Here is a 16,234-nt window from a genome sequence, read left to right as displayed (position 1 = left end):
AGACACCAGAAGGGGCCCCGCGGGGCCCCTTCTTCTTTGGGTCTTCGGGCGCCCGCGAAGGCCTGCGGGTTTGTCCCCGCTTCCAAAGCCTGTCATCGCAAAGTCATACTGCGGCGGTCCAATGTAATCGATTACATGAACACCGCACGATGAGCATCCAAGCCGTAGCCGCCAAGGCGGGAGTCTCCGTGGCCACCGTGTCGCGGGCCTTCAATTTCCCCGACAAGGTGACGCCCGCCACCCGCGCGCTGGTGGAGCGCGTGGCGCGCGAGCTCGACTACCTGCCCAACGCCAGCGCGCGCACCTTGCGCACCCAGCGCAGCCGCGTGCTCGGCGTGGTGCTGCCCACGCTGCTGAACCCGACCTTCGCCGAATGCCTGCAGGGCATTGCGCGCGCGGCCATCGCGGGCGGCTACGCGATCATTCCCGTCACCACCGGCTACCAGGTCGACGAAGAAGACCGCGCCGTGCACCTGCTGCTGGCGGGCAACGTCGACGGCCTGATCCTCGTGGTGTCGAACCCCTCCACCTCGGCTGCCCTGCCCCGCCTGCAGGCGGCCGGCGTGCCTTATGTGCTGGCCTACAACCGCCACCCCGGCCACCCCTGCGTGTCGGTCGACAGCGAAGGCGCCGTGGCCGATGCGGTCACGCGGCTGGTGCTGCTGGGCCACCGCCGCATCGCCATGGTGAGCGGCACGCTCGCCGCGTCGGACCGCGCGCAGCAACGCTACCGCGGCTACCTGCGAGGCATGGCCGACGCGGGCCTCGATGCGCCGCCGCTCATCGAAGTGCCCTTCGTCGAGACCGCCGTCGATGCGCTCTCGCGCCAGCTGCAGGCACGCCACCGGCCCACCGCGCTGGTCTGCTCCAACGACCTGCTGGCCATCCGCAGCATCCGCGCCGCGCACCTGAGCGGCCTGGCGGTGCCCGACGACCTGAGCGTGGTCGGCTTCGACGGCATCGCGCTGGGCGAAGACCTCACGCCCGCGCTCACCACCATCGCGCAGCCCAACAGCAACATCGGCCGCCACAGCGTCGAGCTGCTGATGCAGGCGATGGCCGGCGGCGCCACGCTGCAGGCCGATGCGAGCCTGCTGCTGCCCCATGCCTTCCGAGACGGCGAGTCGTGCGCCTGCGCGCGCGAGGACAACAACGCCGCCAGTTACTGACCTCACCTCGTTCCCGCGCCCCATCCATCCAAGGAGTTCCACCATGTCCCTTCGCTTCCACCGCATGGCCCGCCTCGGCCTGCTTGCCGCCGCGCTCGCGGCCACGCTTTCTGCGGGCAGCGCCATGGCGCAGACCGCCATTTGCTACAACTGCCCCACCGAATGGGCCGACTGGGGCACCCAGCTGAAGGCCATCAAGGCCAAGACCGGCGTCACCGTGCCGCCCGACAACAAGAACTCGGGCCAGTCGCTCGCGCAGATGTCGGCCGAGAAGGCCAGCCCCGTGGCCGACGTGACCTACCTCGGCGTGACCTTCGCCGTGCAGGCCGCGAAGGACGGCCTGGTCGAGCCCTACAAGCCCGCCGCGTGGAAAGACATTCCCGACGGCCTGAAGGACCCGGCCGGCAACTGGTTCACCATCCACTCGGGCACGCTCGGCTTCATGGTCAACGTCGACGCGCTCAAGGGCAAGCCGATTCCCAAGTCGTGGGCCGACCTGCTCAAGCCCGAATACAAGGGCCTCATCGGCTACCTCGACCCGGCCTCGGCCTTCGTGGGCTACGTGGGCGCCGTGGCGGTGAACGAGGCGCGCGGCGGCACGCTCGACAACTTCAAGCCGGCCATCGACTACTTCAAGGCACTGCAGAAGAACGAGCCCATCGTGCCGAAGCAGACGTCCTACGCGCGCGTGCTGTCGGGCGAGATCGCGATCCTGCTGGACTACGACTTCAACGCCTACCGCGCCAAGTACAAGGACAAGGCCAACGTCGCCTTCGTGATCCCGAGCGAAGGCACGCTGGCCGTGCCCTACGTGATGAGCCTGGTCGCCAAGGCCCCGCACGCGGCCGACGCGAAGAAGGTGCTCGACTTCACGCTGTCCGACGAAGGCCAGGCCATCTGGGCCAAGGCGTATCTGCGGCCGGTTCGCGCCTCTGCCATGCCCAAGGACATCGAGGCTCAGTTCCTGCCTGCGAGCGAATACGCCCGTGCCAAGAGCGTGGACTACGGGCGGATGGCTGCGGCGCAGAAGGCTTTCTCTGATGAGTATTTGAAGGAAGTTCGCTAACTGTCGTTCGCTCGTTTATTCAGGGCGCGCTCAAGTGCACAGGGCATCGGGGGCTCCCCGCAGCGAAATAAAGGAGGAGCCGAAGGCGGGGGACATTCGCGGAGGGGAGTACCCGGTGTCCTGTGCACACGCCCTGAACAAGACAACACACAAACACAAAGAAGGCAAAAGATGAAGCAAGACAACGCCTGGAACCCAAGCTGGCGCCTGCTCGCCTGCGTCGCACCCGCGGCCGCCTTCTTCGCGGCCTTCTGGCTGCTGCCGGTGGTGCGCCTGCTCACGCTGCCCGCCGACAAAGGCTGGGCCACCTACTTCGCCGTGCTGACCGACGCGCGTTACCTCACGAGCATGGCCAACACCGTTGCGCTCTCGGTGACCGTGACGGTCGCCACGCTGGTGCTCGGCGCGGCCGTCGGCATCTACCTCGCGCGCCATGCCTTCGTCGGCAAGCGCGTGCTGCTGTCGCTGCTCACGCTGCCGCTGTCGTTTCCCGGCGTGATCATCGGCTTCTTCGTGATCCTGCTCGGCGGGCGGCAAGGCGTGGTGGCCGACCTGAGCGACAGCCTGTTCGGCGTGCGCATCACCTTCGCCTACGGCCTGCTCGGGCTGTTCCTGGCGTACCTGTATTTTTCGCTGCCGCGCGCCATTGCCACCTACACGGCAGCCGCCGAATCGATGAACACGCAGCTCGAGGAAGCCGCGCGTTCGCTCGGCGCCTCGCGCCTGCGCGTGGCGCGCGACGTGTGGATGCCCGAACTCGCGCCCACCACGCTGGCCTGCGGCGCCATCCTGTTCGCCACCTCCATGGGCGCCTTCGGCACCGCCTTCACGCTGGCCAGCAAGTTCGAGGTGATCCCCATCACCATCTACAACGAGTTCACCAACTACGCCAACTTCGCGCTCGCCGCGTCGCTGTCGATCTCGCTGGGCATCGTGACCTGGCTGGTGCTGTTCGTGGCGCGCCGCTTCGGCGCCAACCCCGTCGCACGCTGAAGCCCCCCCTTGCTCCATGCCCATGACCATGACCATGCCCTTGCGAAAGAACACCCACGCCAAGGCGCCCTTCCTGCTCGCCGTGACGGTCATCGTGAGCCTCTTCATGATCGCGCCGATGCTGCTGTCGGTCATGGCCGGCCTCGTCAACAACTACAGCACCGGCCTGAAGAGCGGCCTCACGCTGCGCTGGCTCGGCGAGGTGTGGGAGAACTACGGCGGCACCGTCGGCTGGTCGCTCGCGCTGGCGCTGGCTTGCGTGGCCGGCACCGTGCTGCTGGGCGTGCCCTGTGCTTATGCACTGGCGCGCAGCCGCTCGCGCGCGGCGCACATCTTCGAAGAGCTGCTGACGCTGCCGGTCGCGGTGCCGGGCCTGGCCACGGCGCTCGCACTGATCCTCGCCTACGGCCAGCTCACGGCCTTTCGCCAGAGCTTCGCCTTCATCCTGGTGGGCCACATGATCTTCACGCTGCCCTTCATGGTGCGCACCGTGAGCTCGGCCTTCCAGCGCGACGACCTGCTCGCGCTCGAGGAGGCCGCGCGCTCGCTGGGCGCGAACTTCCGCCAGCGCTTCCTGGGCATCCTGGTGCCGGCCGTGTTCCCCGCCATCGTGGCCGGCAGCCTGATGGTGTTCACGCTGTCGGTGGGCGAGTTCAACCTCACCTGGATGCTGCACACGCCGCTCACGCGCACGCTGCCCGTGGGCCTGGCCGACAGCTACGCCTCGATGCGCATCGAGATCGGATCGGCCTACACGCTGGTCTTCTTCGCCGTCATTCTTCCCGTGCTGTGGGCCCTGCAGTACCTTGCCAACCTGATGCAGAAACGCCATGGAACTTGAACGCATCCCCATCGACATCGCGAACTGCGCGAAGACCTACGCCGACGGCACGCGCGGCCTGCAGCCCACCGACCTGCGCGTGGAAGCCGGCGAAGTGCTGGCCCTGCTCGGCCCCTCGGGCTGCGGCAAGACCACGCTGCTGCGGCTGATTGCCGGGCTGGAATCTCCCGACGCCGGCACCCGCATCGTGTTCGGCGGCCAGGACGTCACGCAACGCCCGGTGGAGCACCGCGGCGTGGGCATGGTGTTCCAGAGCTACGCGCTCTTTCCGCAGATGACGGTGGCCGCCAACATCGGCTACGGCCTGCGCATCCGCGGCGTGTCGCCTGCCGAAGAAAAGCGCAGCGTGGGCGAACTGGTCGACCTCGTGCGCCTGGGCGGCCTGGAGAACAAGCGCCCCGCCGAACTCTCCGGCGGCCAGCGCCAGCGCGTGGCCCTGGCGCGCGCCGTGGCCGTGCGCCCGCGCGTGCTGCTGCTCGACGAACCACTGGCCGCGCTGGACGCCAAGCTCAAGGAATCGCTGCGCGACGAACTCGCCGAGCTGCTGCGCCGGCTGCACATCACGGCCATCCACGTCACGCACGACCAGCAGGAAGCGCTGGCCATCGCCGACCGGCTCGCAGTGATGCGCGCCGGGCGCATCGTGCAGGTCGGCCGCGGCGAAGACCTCTACCGCGCGCCCGCGCACCCCTTCGTCGCCGAGTTCCTGGGCCGGGTGAACCGGCTGGAGCGCGAAGCAAGCGCCATCGCGCAGGGCGTCGTGCGACTCGGCGGGTCGAACGTGCCCTGCCCGAGCGCCTGGCAAAGCCATGAGAAGCTGCTGGTGCGGCCCGAAGACATCGAGGTCAACACGCCCCAGCCCGGCTGGGGCGCGGCCACCGTCGAACGCCGCACCTTCCTCGGCGACCGCGTGCAGCTGCACCTGCGGGTGCAGGACCAGCCCCTGCTCGTGGCCGACGTGGGGCGCGACAATCCTTTCGGACCGGGCGACAGCGTGGGCCTGCGCATCCACCCCGACCGCCTGATGACGTCGCAGGAAACCAGCGCATGACCAATCCCGAAAACAACAAGCTCACCGTGCTGGTCCAGCTGACCGACCTGCACATCCGCGAGCCGGGCCGCCTGGCCTACGGCCGCATCGACACCGCGCCGTACCTCGAACGCGCCGTGCAGTCGGTGCTGGCCCTGCGCCAGCGGCCCGACGCGGTGGTCGTCACCGGCGACCTGACCGACTTCGGCCGCGCCGCCGAGTACGAGCACCTCGCTCGCCTGCTGGCCCCGCTCGCCATGCCGGTCTACCTGATGCCCGGCAACCACGACGACCGCGACCAGCTGCGCCGCAGCTTCCCCGGCCACGCGTACCTGGGCAGCGGCGCCGACACGCACGGTTTCATCCAGTACTCGGTGCGCGTGGGCCCGCTGCGCCTGCTCACGCTCGACACCTGCGTGCCCGGCGCCAGCCACGGCTCGCTGTGCGAGAAGCGCCTGGCCTGGCTCGAAACCCAGCTCGATGCCTGCCGCCACGAGCCCGTGGTGGTCGCCCTGCACCACCCGCCGTTTCGCACGCTGATCGGCCACATGGACGAGATCGGCCTGCTCGAAGGCGCCGAAGCGCTCGAGGCGCTCGTTGCGCGCTACAGCAACGTCGAGCGCGTGATCTGCGGCCACCTGCACCGCGCCATCGACGTGCGCTTCGGCTGCACCATCGCCTCGACCTCGCCGGCGCAGGCGCACCAGGTCTGCCTCGACCTCGCGCCCGACGCCGACTCGGCCTGGACCCTGGAGCCGCCCGCCTTCCGGGTCCATGCCTGGTCCCCCGCCGAGGGGCGGCTGGTCACCCATCTGGCGGCCTCCGGAAGCTTCGAAGGCCCGTATCCTTTCCACGACAACGGAGCGCTGATCGACTGAAACGCGTATCTGTGGAAAATGGGGTCAAAACGAACCAAAACGAAAAGGATAGAACCCGACACCCATGAAGCATCTCCTGAATCTGCTGGCGGCCATTGCCCTGCTGGTGTGGGGCACCCAACTCGTTAGAACCGGCGTGCTGCGCGTCTTCGGCGCCAACCTGCGCAAGATCCTCGTGCAGAGCATGCGCAACCGTTTCACGGCCGCCCTCTCGGGCATCGGCGTGACCGCGCTGGTGCAGTCGAGCACCGCCACCTCGCTCATGACCTCGTCCTTCGTCGGGCAGGGCCTGGTCACGCTGCCGGCGGCGCTGGCGGTGATGCGCGGCGCGGACGTGGGCACCGCGCTCATCTCCGTGCTGTTCTCGGCCGACCTGTCGTGGCTGTCCCCCATGTTCATCTTCGTGGGCGTGGTGCTGGTCATCACGCGCGCCGACACCGTGGCCGGCCGCGTGGGCCGCGTGCTCATCGGCCTGGGCCTGATGCTGCTGGCGCTGCAGCTGGTGGTGGAAGCCACCGAGCCCCTGTTCTCCTCCCCCGCCGTGCGCGCGCTGCTCGCCTCCATCAACAGCGACGTGCTGCTGGAGATCACCATCGGCTCGGTGCTGGCCATCGTGGCCTATTCGAGCCTGGCGGTGGTGCTGCTGGTGGCGGCCATGGCCACCTCCAACGTGGTGCCGCTCGACGTGGCCCTGGGCCTGGTGCTCGGCGCCAACCTCGGCAGCGGCCTGCTGGCCGTGCTGACCACCGCCAAGGCGGCCGTCTCGGTGCGCCAGGTGACCGTGGGCAACCTGCTCTTCAAGGCCCTGGGCGTGGCCCTCGTCGCGCCCTTCATCGGCCTGTGGATCCGCTACGTGCAGCCCGAGCTGCCGAACCAGACCCATGGCGTGGTGCTGTTCCACCTGGCGTTCAACATCGTGATCAGCGTCGGCTTCATCGGCCTCACGCAATGGGTGGCCAAGCTGGTGACGCGCATGCTGCCCATGCCCCAGCAGGCCACCGGCACCAGCCGCCCGCACCACCTCGACCCCTCGGCACTGTCAACACCTTCGCTGGCCATCTCGAACGCGGCACGCGAGGCCCTGCACCAGGCCGACATCGTGGAGACCATGCTGATCGGCGTGCTCGACGTGATCCGCAACAACGACACCCGCCTGTCGCAGGAACTGCGGCAGCTCGACGACACCGTCGACCAGCTGTACTCGGCCATCAAGTACTACATGACCCGCATCTCGCGCGAGGCGCTGGGTGAGGAGGAAAGCCGGCGCTGGACCGACATCATCAGCTTCACCATCAACATGGAGCAGATCGGCGACATCATCGAGCGCGTGATCATCGACGTCGAGGACAAGAAGATCAAACCCCAGCGCAACTTCTCCGAAGCCGGCATGGCCGAGATCGTCGAGCTGCACGGCCGCCTCGTCGCCAACCTGCGCCTGAGCATGAGCGTGTTCCTGAACGGCAACGTGCGCGACGCGCAGAAGCTGCTCGAAGAGAAAGCCCGCTTCCGCGACCTGGAGCGCGCCTATGCCACGACCCACCTGGATCGCCTGTCGGACCGCACCACCCTGAGCATCGAGACCAGCTCGCTGCACATCGACCTCATCAGCGACCTGAAGCGAATCAATTCGCACATCTGCTCCATCGCCTACCCCATCCTGGAATCGGCCGGCGCACTGGCACCCAGCCGCCTGAGGGAATCGCGCCTGGGCAAGATCGAGGGCTGAAACCCACCCCCGGCAACGCAACGCAACGCAAGTAAAGCGCCAAGCGCGTTACTTGCACGCAGGCCGAGCGAAGCAAAGGCCTGAAAGGTTCCCCAGCCCCTCTGACCGCGCCGAGGAGCGGAGCGTTTCGCGGATCAGGGCCCACCCTCGTCTGAGCGAAGCGAGTTTGGGTGGGACCCCGCGAAACGTGAGCACCGCAGGTTGCCCGCAGCGAAGCGGAGGGACGCGGGCAGTGGGGTCGCCTTTCTTTTGCCTACTTTTCTTTGGCGAAGCAAAGAAAAGTAGGTCCGCCGCCGGGCGGAATCCCGGCCCCGAAAAACAAACCCTACTTGGCCGCAGCTTCGAGCGCACCACCTGGAGCAGCAGCGTCAGCCCCTCGCCGCGCATACCGCTGCGCGAGCACAGCACAAACCATCAACTGCATCTGATGAAACAACATCAAAGGCAGCACGATCGCCCCCACCGCATGTGAAGCAAACAGCACCTTGGCCATCGGAATCCCGCTGGCCAGGCTCTTCTTCGACCCGCAAAAAACAATGGTGATCTCGTCCGCCTTGTCGAAGCCCAGCCTGCGGGCAGCCAGCGTCGTCAGCGTCAGCGCCAGTGCCAGCAGCACAGCGCAAACCAGCAGCAACCCCAGCAGCGCACTCACAGGAATCTGCTTCCACAGCCCTTCGATCACCGCCGCGCTGAACGCCGTATAGACCACGAGCAGGATCGACCCCTGGTCCACGAACTTCAGCACCGCGGCGCGCTTTTGCACCCACTTCCCGATCACGGGCCGCAGCAGGTGCCCCGCCGCAAACGGCACCATCAGCTGCAGAAGAATCTTGCCGATCGAATCGAACGAGGACGACGCGTTGCCGCCGTGCGGCAGCACCACCAGGTTCACCAGCACCGGCGTGATGAACACCCCCAGCAAGGTGGAAGCCGAGGCACTGCAGATGGCCGCCGGCATGTTCCCCCGCGCCATCGCGGTGAACGCGATCGCCGACTGCACCGTGGCCGGCAGCACGCACAGGAACAGCACCCCCATGTAGAGCTCCGGCGTCACCAGCGGCGACAGCACGGGCTTCAACGCCCAGCCCAGCGCAGGAAACAGGATGAAGGTGCTCGCGAACACCAGCAGGTGCAGCCGCCAGTGCGTGATCCCCGCCATGATCGCCTCGCGCGAAAGCTTGGCGCCGTGCAGGAAGAACAGCAGCCCGATCGCCACCGTCGTCAGGCCTTCGAAGAAATGAGCCACACGCCCGCTGGCGGGCAGCAGGCTTGCAAGGGTCACGACCGAGACGAGCGCGAGCGTGAAGTTGTCGGGGAGGAAGCGTGAACGTGCCATGGCGCCCATTGGACCGCTACGCGATTCAAAAGAGAAATGGATTTATCGGATCAATATATGATTCCCACGCATGAATATCACCCTGCGCCAGCTCCGCGTGTTCCGCTCGGTCGCGCAAGGCCGCAACTTCAGCCGCGCCGGTGACCAGGTCGGCCTGAGCCAGCCGGCCGTCAGCCGCTCGATCTTCGAGCTCGAATCGCAGCTCGGCCTCAAGCTGCTCGACCGCACCACGCGCGAGGTGGTGCTCACCGAAGCCGGCCAGTCGCTCGCGGCCCGGCTGGAGCGCGTGCTCGACGACCTCGACCAGACCCTGCAGGACGTTGCCGGCCTCGCCAGCGCGCGCGGCGGCAAGGTGCGCGTGGCCAGCAGCCCCACGCTCTCGGCCAACCTCATGCCCGATTGCATCGCCACCTGCGCCCACACGGCGCCGGGCATCCAGTTCCTGCTGCTCGACCGCATCCAGCAGGACGTGCTCGACAGCGTGCGCAGCGGCGAGGTCGACTTCGGCGTGGTCATCGAGCCCTCGGAGGCCGACGACCTGCACTGCGAGCCGATCCTTGCCGACCCCTTCATGCTGGTGCTGCCGCCCGCGCACAGGCTGGCGCAGAAACCGTCGGTGCGCTGGAGCGCGTTGGAAGGCCAGCCGCTGGTGTTGCTCGACCATGCCTCGGGCAGCCGCCGCCTGATCGACCAGGCGCTCGAGCGCCACGGCGCGCACTGCGAGGTGAAGCAGCAGCTCGGCCACCCGACCACGGTATTCCGCATGGTGGAGGCCGGCATCGGCATCAGCGTGATGCCGGGCATGTCGTTGCCGCCGGAAGGGCTGGCGCAACTGGCGGTGCGCCCGTTGACGCCGCGCGTTCAGCGCGCCGTGATGCTCATCCGCCGGCGCAACCGCGCGCTCTCGCCGCTGGCCGAGCGTGTGTGGGGCATCGTGCGCGACACCGCCGCGCTCAATGCGGCAGCGGGGTCTGGCGAGACGGCGCCGCGGACGCCGCAGGCGAAGCGCTGAAGTGCGCCTGGCGCTGCCGCACGCAGAAGTCGATCAGGTCCTCGACCTCGGTCGCCTTGTCGAACACCGCGTCCGCGCCGAGCATGGCGCACTTGCGGCGCATCTCGGGCGTGGCGTAGTTGCTCAGCACCACCATCTTCTGGCCCGGGTCACGGTCGCGGCAGGCCTCGAGCACGCGAAAACCGGTGCCGTCCTTCAGGAACAGATCGACGATCGCCAGGTCCCACTGCGACAGGTTGCCCGTGAGCCAGCGCGTGCCTTCGGCTTCCGACTCGGCCTGGCCGATGGGGTCGATGCGCGCCACCTCTCGCAGCGTGCCCACCAGGTTTTCACGGATGGTGGGGTTGTCTTCGACGATGAAAGTGCGAATGGTGGTCATCACGGCGGGTTACCTTTGAGCTTGGAACCAAGGCTACAAAGTGCATCCGCCACAAGTCGAAGGCATGACACCCCAGCGCGGGTAGGACAAGACTGGCGTTACCGCACCGCAGCACCCGCAGCACCCGCAGCCCGCGCATGGCGCCCCGGCACCTCACAGCGTGAGGATCGTGCAACCCGTGGTCTTGCGCGCTTCCAGGTCGCGGTGCGCCTGCTGCACGTCGGCCAGCGCATAGCGCTGCTCGATCGGGATCTTCACCGCGCCGCTTTGCACCACCGCGAACAGGTCGTCGGCCATGGCCTGCGTGCTCTCGCGCGTGGACATGTGGGTGAACAGCGTGGGCCGCGTCACATACAGCGACCCCTTGGACGCCAGCGTGCCGAGGTTGATCGGCGGCACCGGGCCCGAGCCGTTGCCGAACACCGCCAGCAGGCCGAAGGGCCGCAGGCAGTCGATCGAGCCTTCGTAGGTGTCCTTGCCCACCGAGTCGTACACCACCTTCACGCCCTTGCCGCCGGTGATCTCCTTCACGCGCGCCGCGAAGTTCTCGGTGCTGTAGTTGATGGCGTGCGCCGCGCCGTGCGCCAGCGCGAGCTTGCACTTGGCGTCGCTGCCGGCCGTGCCGATCAGCTGCAGGCCCAACGCCTTGGCCCACTGGCAGGCGATGAGGCCCACGCCGCCGGCGGCCGCGTGGAACAGGATGAAATCGCCGGCCTGCAGGCCTTCGGCCGGCAGCGTCTTCTTCAGCAGGTACTGCGTGGTGAGGCCCTTGAGCATCATGGCCGCGCCGGTCTCGAAGGAGATGTCGTCGGGCAGCCTGCACACGCACTTGGCGGGCATCACGCGCAGCTCGCAGTAGGCACCGGGCGGCGGGCTGGCGTAGGCGGCGCGGTCGCCGGCCTTCAGGTGCGTCACGCCTTCGCCCACCGCCTCGACCACGCCCGAGGCCTCCATGCCGAGCTGCAGCGGCATCGCGAACGGATAGAGCCCGCTGCGCTGGTAGGTGTCGATGAAGTTCAGGCCCACGGCCTTGTGGCGGATGCGGATCTCGCCGGGGCCGGGCTCGCCGACCTCCACCTCGACGATCTTCAGTTCTTCGGGACCGCCATGGCGGTCGATACGGACGGCTTTGCTGATCATCTTTGCAGTCTCCACGCACAGGAAAAAAGATGAGGCGCATCCTGCCACGTCCGGGTGTCCCGTGGCGGCGCGGGACATCATTGCCCGGTAGAGTCGGCGGCCATGTCGACCCTGCCCCAGCACCCCGCCCGCCTCACGCCCCTGACCGTCGCTCTCCTGCTCATCCCGCCCCTGCTCTGGGCCAGCAACGCGGTGGTCGGCCGCCTGGTGCGCGACCTGGTGTCGCCGATCACGCTGAACTTCGTGCGCTGGGTCATCGCCTTCGCACTGCTGCTGCCGCTGGCCGCGCCGGTGCTGCGCCGCGGCAGCCCGCTGTGGACGCACTGGAAGCGCTACGCGCTGCTCGGCCTGCTGGGCATCGGCCTGTACAACGCCTTCCAGTACCTGGCGCTGCAGACCTCCACGCCGATCAACACCACGCTGGTGGGCTCGAGCCTGCCGCTGTGGATGCTGGCGGTGGGCACGCTGTTCTTCGGCGCCCGCGTGAACGCGCGTGAGATCGGCGGCGCGCTGCTGTCGATGGCGGGCGTGCTGCTGGTGCTGAGCCGCGGCGAGTGGCGGCAGCTGCTCGGGCTGCGGCTGGTGCCGGGCGACCTGTACATGATCCTGGGCACCATCGCCTGGGCCTTCTACAGCTGGCTGCTCGCGCGCACGCACGAGCCGAAGGCGGTGCGCCAGGACTGGGCCGCGTTCCTGATGGCACAGCTGGTGTTCGGCCTCGCATGGTCGGGCGCGCTGGCCGCGGGCGAATGGACGCTGACCGACGCGCACATCGACCTGGGCTGGCCGCTGGTGGCCGCCATGCTGTTCATCGGCATCGGCCCCGCGGTGGTGGCCTACCGCTGCTGGGGCACCGGCGTGCAGCGCGCGGGGCCGCAGGCGGCCAGCGTCTTCATGAACCTCACGCCGCTGTTCGCCGCCGTGCTCTCGGCCGCCTTCCTGCGCGAGCCGCCGCACTGGTACCACGGCGCGGCGTTCCTGCTGATCGTGGGCGGGATCGTGGTGGCGTCGCGGCGCTAGCCGCGACGCGGACGGCACCGACCGCGGGGATGGCGCTGGTGGCGCTGACTACGGCGCGTCACGCGAACAAGTGCGACAGCGCCGGCTGGTCCGCCAGCCATTGCGGGGCCTCGGCCTTGTCCACCACGCGCCACACATAGCCCGGCCGGTCGTACAGGTCGCGGCCCGAGGCCAGCAGCGCGGGGATGTCGATGGCGTCGAGGAACGCGGCGGCGTTGTACTCCTGGTGCGCGAAGCCGCGGATCTTGGCGCGCACCGCGGCCTCGTCCATCGCCAAATACGAGAAGTGCCAGCCGGCGTCGGCCAGGATCAGCGCGGGCTGCGCGCCGCTGCGCACGCGCATGCGCAGCTGGTCGGGCGTGAGGCCGTCGAACTGCGCGCGCGTGGCGGCCACCGTCCACACCGAGGAGGCCTCGGGCCCCTCGACGTTGCGGTAGTTCGCATAGAAATAGTAGAAGGCCAGGCACAGGCCGTAGACCTCGTGGCGGCGATCGTCGCGCATGGCGCGGACCACGTCGGCACGCGGGATCTCGTCGGCGTCCGAGACCATCACCAGGTCGTGCGGCGCGGCGTCGTGCAGGCCGCGCATGACCTGGTTGCGCTGGAATTTCTCGCGGATCCAGAAACCCGATTTCGGCGTGTCGGAGTGCCAGTCGCCCGCCACGGGCGCGGCATCGGCCGCCTCGTCGAGCACCGGCATGTCGTGCACGGCGATGTAGCGGATGCGCGGCAGGAACGCCGCGATGCGCGGGTCGGCGGCGTCGAAGCGCAGCGCCTTCGGCTCGCCGCTGAAGGTGCGGTCGGCCTCGACGATCACGAAGCAGTCGACCACGCCGGACAGCTCGTGCAGCCGCGCCGCGAGGATGTCGGCCTCGCCGTTGTAGGTGATGCAGTCGTACACCTTGCGCTGCGCCGTCGCGAGCGTGGCGGGCGCTTCGGGTTCCGGCGCGAACTCGATCCGGTAGCCGTTGCGCTCGAACATCTGCAGGATGTCGCGCTCGCCGTACCAGCCGTCGAGCTGCGACAGCGGAACGAGCGAACGCAGCGTGAGCGGCGCCAGGCTCGCGAGCTGCCGCACCCTGGCGTGGTGGCCGAACAGCAGCATGGCGTTGTAGCCGTGGTGCAGCTGCGGCCCCGCGTGCTCGATGGCGAAGCTGCGCGCCAGCTCCAGCGGCGCGAAGCGCATGCCCACGGCCTCCAGCGCGGGCCGCAGCACGCCGCTGAGCTGCACGTCTTCGAGCAGCGCGTTGTGCTGCCAGTGCATCTTCAGAGGCTCGCCGTCGCGCGCCTCCACCGCATCGGGCGGCGGAATCTCCACGCGGATGTGCGGATGGTCGACCAGCGCGCGCATGAAGCGCCGGCTGCGCAGGCTGAAGCCGCCGTTCTGGACCGGTGTGACGCGGTGCTCCGCCTTGTGCAGCTCGTCGGCCCACGCGAAGCGGTTGCGCCAATAGGTGCCCTGCGGCGCGTCGATGCGCGCGAGGTGGATGGGCGCGCCGATGTAGTCGCAGCCGAGGAACTCGTCATTCCAGTTGTCCGCGTTGACGACCCAGCCGTCTTCCTGCACGACCAGCGCGAACTCGGTCTGCACCACGCGCCACAGCGCGAACATCATGAACCAGCCGTACTCGTGGTAGTTCAGCGGCGCGATCGGCAGGTGCACGATGCCGGGCGCCAGGTTGGCGGGCGCGCGCGGGCTGCACAGCAGCGCACGCGCGCCGGGCATCTGCGCCTGGCTGTGCTGCAGGGCCATCGCCGCGCCGCCCGCGTCGGGCAGCCCGGTGACCGAGACCAGTGTTATTTTTCTGAAGGATTCCCTGTTCACGATGCGCCTCCCGTCGCTTTCGTGAACCCGCTCAGTAGGTGCCCGGGTAGGCTCCGCCGTCGGCCAGCACGTTCTGGCCGGTCATGTAGCCGGCCTGCATGCTGCACAGGAACGCGCAGATGGCGCCGAACTCCGCCGGCGTGCCGAAGCGCCTGGCCGGAATGTTCTTCTTGCGGGCTTCCCACACGGTGTCGAAGTCCTGGCCCGACTTCTGCGCCGCGCCGGCCATCGTGCCCTTCAGGCGGTCGGTGTCGAACGAGCCCGGCAGCAGGTTGTTGATGGTCACGCCCTGCGCAGCCACCGCCGTGCGTGCCACACCGGCCACGAAGCCCGTGAGGCCGCTGCGCGCGCCGTTGGACAGGCCCAGGATGTCGATGGGCGACTTCACCGAGCTCGACGTGATGTTCACGATGCGGCCGAAGCCGCGCCGGGCCATGCCGTCGACCGTGGCCTTGATCAGCTCGATGGGCGTGAGCATGTTGGCGTCGACCGCCTTGATCCACGCCTCGCGGTCCCAGTTGCGGAAGTCGCCGGGCGGCGGGCCGCCGGCGTTGGTGACGACGATGTCGAAGTCATGGCCCAGCGCGAACACGGCGGCGCGGCCGGCTTCGGTGGTGATGTCGGCCGCCACGTGCTTCACGAACGCGCCCGACGTGCCCGCGGCGCCGACCAGGGTCTTCGCAGCCGCCTCCAGCACCTCGGCGCCGCGCGCCACGATCACCACGTTCACGCCCTCGCGCACCAGCGCCTCGGCGCAGCCGTAGCCCAGCCCCTTGCTTGCGCCGCACACCAGCGCGGTCTTGCCTGCGATACCCAGATCCATGTTGTTTCTCCAGTCGGTCTTGTAGGTCCTGCAAGGGGCCTCAGCGCCCCTTGCGCGTGAAAACGAAGATGCCCGCGATGACGAGCACCGTGCCGGCCGCGATCCACGCGGTGAACGGCTCGCCGAGTATGACCACCCCCATGAGGATGGTCGACAGCGGCCCGATCATGCCGGTTTGCGCGGCCACCGCGGGGCCGATGCGCTCGATGGCCATCATCACCATGAGGACAGGCACCGCCGTGCACAGCGTGGCGTTGAGCACCGACAGCCAGATCACCTCGGGCGCCACCTCGAAGGCCACGCCCATCGGCCGCGTCAGCACGAACTGCAGGATACACAGCAGGCAGGCCACGGTGGTCGCCAGCCCCACCAGGCGCAGCGAGCCCAGGCGCTTGACGAACTCGCCACTGTAGATGAGGTAGCCGGCGTAGCTCACCGCGCTCAGGAACACCAGGAACGCGCCCCAGGCCGCCGCGCCACCGCCCTTGCCGCCACCGCCCGTCCACAGTTCGTGGCCGAACACCAGCAGCACGCCGGCGTAGCTCACGACCATGCCCAGCACCTGCGGGCGCGTCGGGTGGCGCCGGTACAGCAGCCAGCCGAAGAACAGCACCAGCGTCGGATTGAGGTAAAGAATCAGCCGCTCGAAGCTGGCCGAGATGTACGCGAGCCCGGCAAAGTCGAGGAAGCTTGCGAGGTAGTAGCCCGAGAAGCCCAGGCCGATCACGCCGATCCAGTCGCGCCCGCTGAGCGCCGGCTTGCCGCGCCCCGCCCACCACGCCATGAGCGCGAACAGCGGCAGCGCGAACAGCATGCGCAGCATGATGAGCGTGATGGCGTCCACGCCATGGCGGTACGCCAGCTTGACGATGATGGCCTTGCCGCTGAACGCGATGGCGCCCAGCGAGGCAAGGACCAGGCCCGACGCGTAGCCCTTCTTGTGCGTCTGTGCGGGGGAAATGCCGGCCGTTGCGGCTGTCTTGTTCATCCCCCGAT

15 protein-coding genes are annotated in these 16,234 nt (G+C 68.5%); 9 read left to right on the top strand and 6 right to left on the bottom strand.

Going from position 1 to position 16,234, the window contains the following annotated elements; translation table 11 throughout:
• Nucleotides 1-149: 149 nt before the first annotated feature.
• From BM013_RS05065 to BM013_RS05035, 7 genes are all read left to right on the top strand, one after another.
• Complete coding sequence (locus tag BM013_RS05065; RefSeq protein ID WP_093123668.1) at nucleotides 150-1,169, top strand: LacI family DNA-binding transcriptional regulator; 1,020 nt, start codon at nucleotides 150-152, stop codon at nucleotides 1,167-1,169.
• A gap of 43 nt (nucleotides 1,170-1,212) precedes the next feature.
• Nucleotides 1,213-2,235, top strand: coding sequence for an ABC transporter substrate-binding protein (locus tag BM013_RS05060; RefSeq protein WP_093123665.1), 1,023 nt, complete (start codon nucleotides 1,213-1,215; stop codon nucleotides 2,233-2,235).
• Between the two features lie 171 nt (nucleotides 2,236-2,406).
• A complete protein-coding gene (locus BM013_RS05055) occupies nucleotides 2,407-3,228 on the top strand; it encodes an ABC transporter permease (protein ID WP_093123663.1) in 822 nt (273 codons plus the stop codon).
• Between the two features lie 40 nt (nucleotides 3,229-3,268).
• The gene (locus BM013_RS05050; RefSeq protein ID WP_093125139.1) at nucleotides 3,269-4,069 is read left to right on the top strand and encodes an ABC transporter permease; all 801 of its coding nucleotides are present in this window, start codon (nucleotides 3,269-3,271) and stop codon (nucleotides 4,067-4,069) included.
• Nucleotides 4,059-5,120, top strand: coding sequence for an ABC transporter ATP-binding protein (locus BM013_RS05045; protein WP_093123660.1), 1,062 nt, complete (start codon nucleotides 4,059-4,061; stop codon nucleotides 5,118-5,120). Before BM013_RS05050 ends, BM013_RS05045 begins: the two co-directional genes overlap by 11 nt.
• Entirely contained in the window at nucleotides 5,117-5,977 is an 861-nt protein-coding gene (locus BM013_RS05040) for a phosphodiesterase (protein ID WP_093123658.1), read from the top strand. Before BM013_RS05045 ends, BM013_RS05040 begins: the two co-directional genes overlap by 4 nt.
• Before the next feature lie 64 nt (nucleotides 5,978-6,041).
• Complete coding sequence (locus BM013_RS05035) at nucleotides 6,042-7,703, top strand: Na/Pi cotransporter family protein (protein WP_093123655.1); 1,662 nt, start codon at nucleotides 6,042-6,044, stop codon at nucleotides 7,701-7,703.
• A 325-nt stretch (nucleotides 7,704-8,028) separates the two neighbouring features.
• On the opposite strand, the gene BM013_RS05030 is transcribed toward BM013_RS05035, so the two are convergent.
• Nucleotides 8,029-9,039, bottom strand: a complete 1,011-nt coding sequence (locus tag BM013_RS05030) for a bile acid:sodium symporter family protein (protein WP_093125137.1) — start codon at nucleotides 9,037-9,039, stop codon at nucleotides 8,029-8,031.
• 70 nt (nucleotides 9,040-9,109) lie between these two features.
• Between BM013_RS05030 and BM013_RS05025 the strand changes: the two genes are divergently transcribed.
• Nucleotides 9,110-10,051 carry a LysR family transcriptional regulator gene (locus tag BM013_RS05025; RefSeq protein ID WP_093123653.1) on the top strand — a complete coding sequence of 314 codons (942 nt, stop codon included), beginning with the start codon at nucleotides 9,110-9,112 and terminating at the stop codon, nucleotides 10,049-10,051.
• Here the strand turns inward: BM013_RS05025 and BM013_RS05020 are convergent.
• Together BM013_RS05020 and BM013_RS05015 are read right to left on the bottom strand one after the other, a co-directional pair.
• Nucleotides 9,993-10,430 (bottom strand): response regulator, encoded by a 438-nt coding sequence (locus BM013_RS05020; RefSeq protein ID WP_093123651.1) that lies wholly within the window; start codon nucleotides 10,428-10,430, stop codon nucleotides 9,993-9,995. The genes BM013_RS05025 and BM013_RS05020 overlap by 59 nt on opposite strands.
• Before the next feature lie 153 nt (nucleotides 10,431-10,583).
• Nucleotides 10,584-11,570, bottom strand: coding sequence for a quinone oxidoreductase family protein (locus BM013_RS05015; protein ID WP_093123648.1), 987 nt, complete (start codon nucleotides 11,568-11,570; stop codon nucleotides 10,584-10,586).
• Nucleotides 11,571-11,672: 102 nt separating this feature from the next.
• On the opposite strand from BM013_RS05015, the gene BM013_RS05010 reads away from it, so the two are divergent.
• Nucleotides 11,673-12,590, top strand: coding sequence for a DMT family transporter (locus BM013_RS05010; RefSeq protein ID WP_093123646.1), 918 nt, complete (start codon nucleotides 11,673-11,675; stop codon nucleotides 12,588-12,590).
• Nucleotides 12,591-12,648: 58 nt separating this feature from the next.
• Here BM013_RS05010 and BM013_RS41155 read toward each other — a convergent pair whose 3' ends face one another.
• The 3 genes from BM013_RS41155 to BM013_RS04995 are packed head-to-tail and all read right to left on the bottom strand — an operon-like array spanning nucleotide 12,649 to nucleotide 16,226.
• Nucleotides 12,649-14,415 carry a DUF5672 family protein gene (locus BM013_RS41155; protein WP_177225425.1) on the bottom strand — a complete coding sequence of 589 codons (1,767 nt, stop codon included), beginning with the start codon at nucleotides 14,413-14,415 and terminating at the stop codon, nucleotides 12,649-12,651.
• Between the two features lie 31 nt (nucleotides 14,416-14,446).
• The gene (locus tag BM013_RS05000; RefSeq protein WP_093123643.1) at nucleotides 14,447-15,238 is read right to left on the bottom strand and encodes an SDR family oxidoreductase; all 792 of its coding nucleotides are present in this window, start codon (nucleotides 15,236-15,238) and stop codon (nucleotides 14,447-14,449) included.
• Between the two features lie 40 nt (nucleotides 15,239-15,278).
• A complete protein-coding gene (locus tag BM013_RS04995) occupies nucleotides 15,279-16,226 on the bottom strand; it encodes a DMT family transporter (RefSeq protein ID WP_093123640.1) in 948 nt (315 codons plus the stop codon).
• Between the last annotated feature and the right edge of the window lie 8 nt (nucleotides 16,227-16,234).

The organism is Variovorax sp. OK605 (genome assembly GCF_900115445.1).
Classification (GTDB): Bacteria; Pseudomonadota; Gammaproteobacteria; order Burkholderiales; family Burkholderiaceae_C; genus Variovorax.
This window is presented reverse-complemented; position numbering and strand designations above follow the sequence as displayed.

Bases quoted from the DNA above. Each gene is read 5' to 3' on its own strand.
- BM013_RS05015 (WP_093123648.1), bottom strand. From the start codon at position 11,570: ATGATCAGCAAAGCCGTCCGTATCGACCGCCATGGCGGTCCCGAAGAA.
- BM013_RS05035 (WP_093123655.1), top strand. From the start codon at position 6,042: ATGAAGCATCTCCTGAATCTGCTGGCGGCCATTGCCCTGCTGGTGTGG.
- BM013_RS05040 (WP_093123658.1), top strand. From the start codon at position 5,117: ATGACCAATCCCGAAAACAACAAGCTCACCGTGCTGGTCCAGCTGACC.
- BM013_RS05000 (WP_093123643.1), bottom strand. From the start codon at position 15,238: ATGGATCTGGGTATCGCAGGCAAGACCGCGCTGGTGTGCGGCGCAAGC.
- BM013_RS05055 (WP_093123663.1), top strand. From the start codon at position 2,407: ATGAAGCAAGACAACGCCTGGAACCCAAGCTGGCGCCTGCTCGCCTGC.
- BM013_RS04995 (WP_093123640.1), bottom strand. From the start codon at position 16,226: ATGAACAAGACAGCCGCAACGGCCGGCATTTCCCCCGCACAGACGCAC.
- BM013_RS05060 (WP_093123665.1), top strand. From the start codon at position 1,213: ATGTCCCTTCGCTTCCACCGCATGGCCCGCCTCGGCCTGCTTGCCGCC.
- BM013_RS05010 (WP_093123646.1), top strand. From the start codon at position 11,673: ATGTCGACCCTGCCCCAGCACCCCGCCCGCCTCACGCCCCTGACCGTC.
- BM013_RS05020 (WP_093123651.1), bottom strand. From the start codon at position 10,430: ATGACCACCATTCGCACTTTCATCGTCGAAGACAACCCCACCATCCGT.
- BM013_RS05045 (WP_093123660.1), top strand. From the start codon at position 4,059: ATGGAACTTGAACGCATCCCCATCGACATCGCGAACTGCGCGAAGACC.
- BM013_RS05025 (WP_093123653.1), top strand. From the start codon at position 9,110: ATGAATATCACCCTGCGCCAGCTCCGCGTGTTCCGCTCGGTCGCGCAA.
- BM013_RS05030 (WP_093125137.1), bottom strand. From the start codon at position 9,039: ATGGCACGTTCACGCTTCCTCCCCGACAACTTCACGCTCGCGCTCGTC.
- BM013_RS05065 (WP_093123668.1), top strand. From the start codon at position 150: ATGAGCATCCAAGCCGTAGCCGCCAAGGCGGGAGTCTCCGTGGCCACC.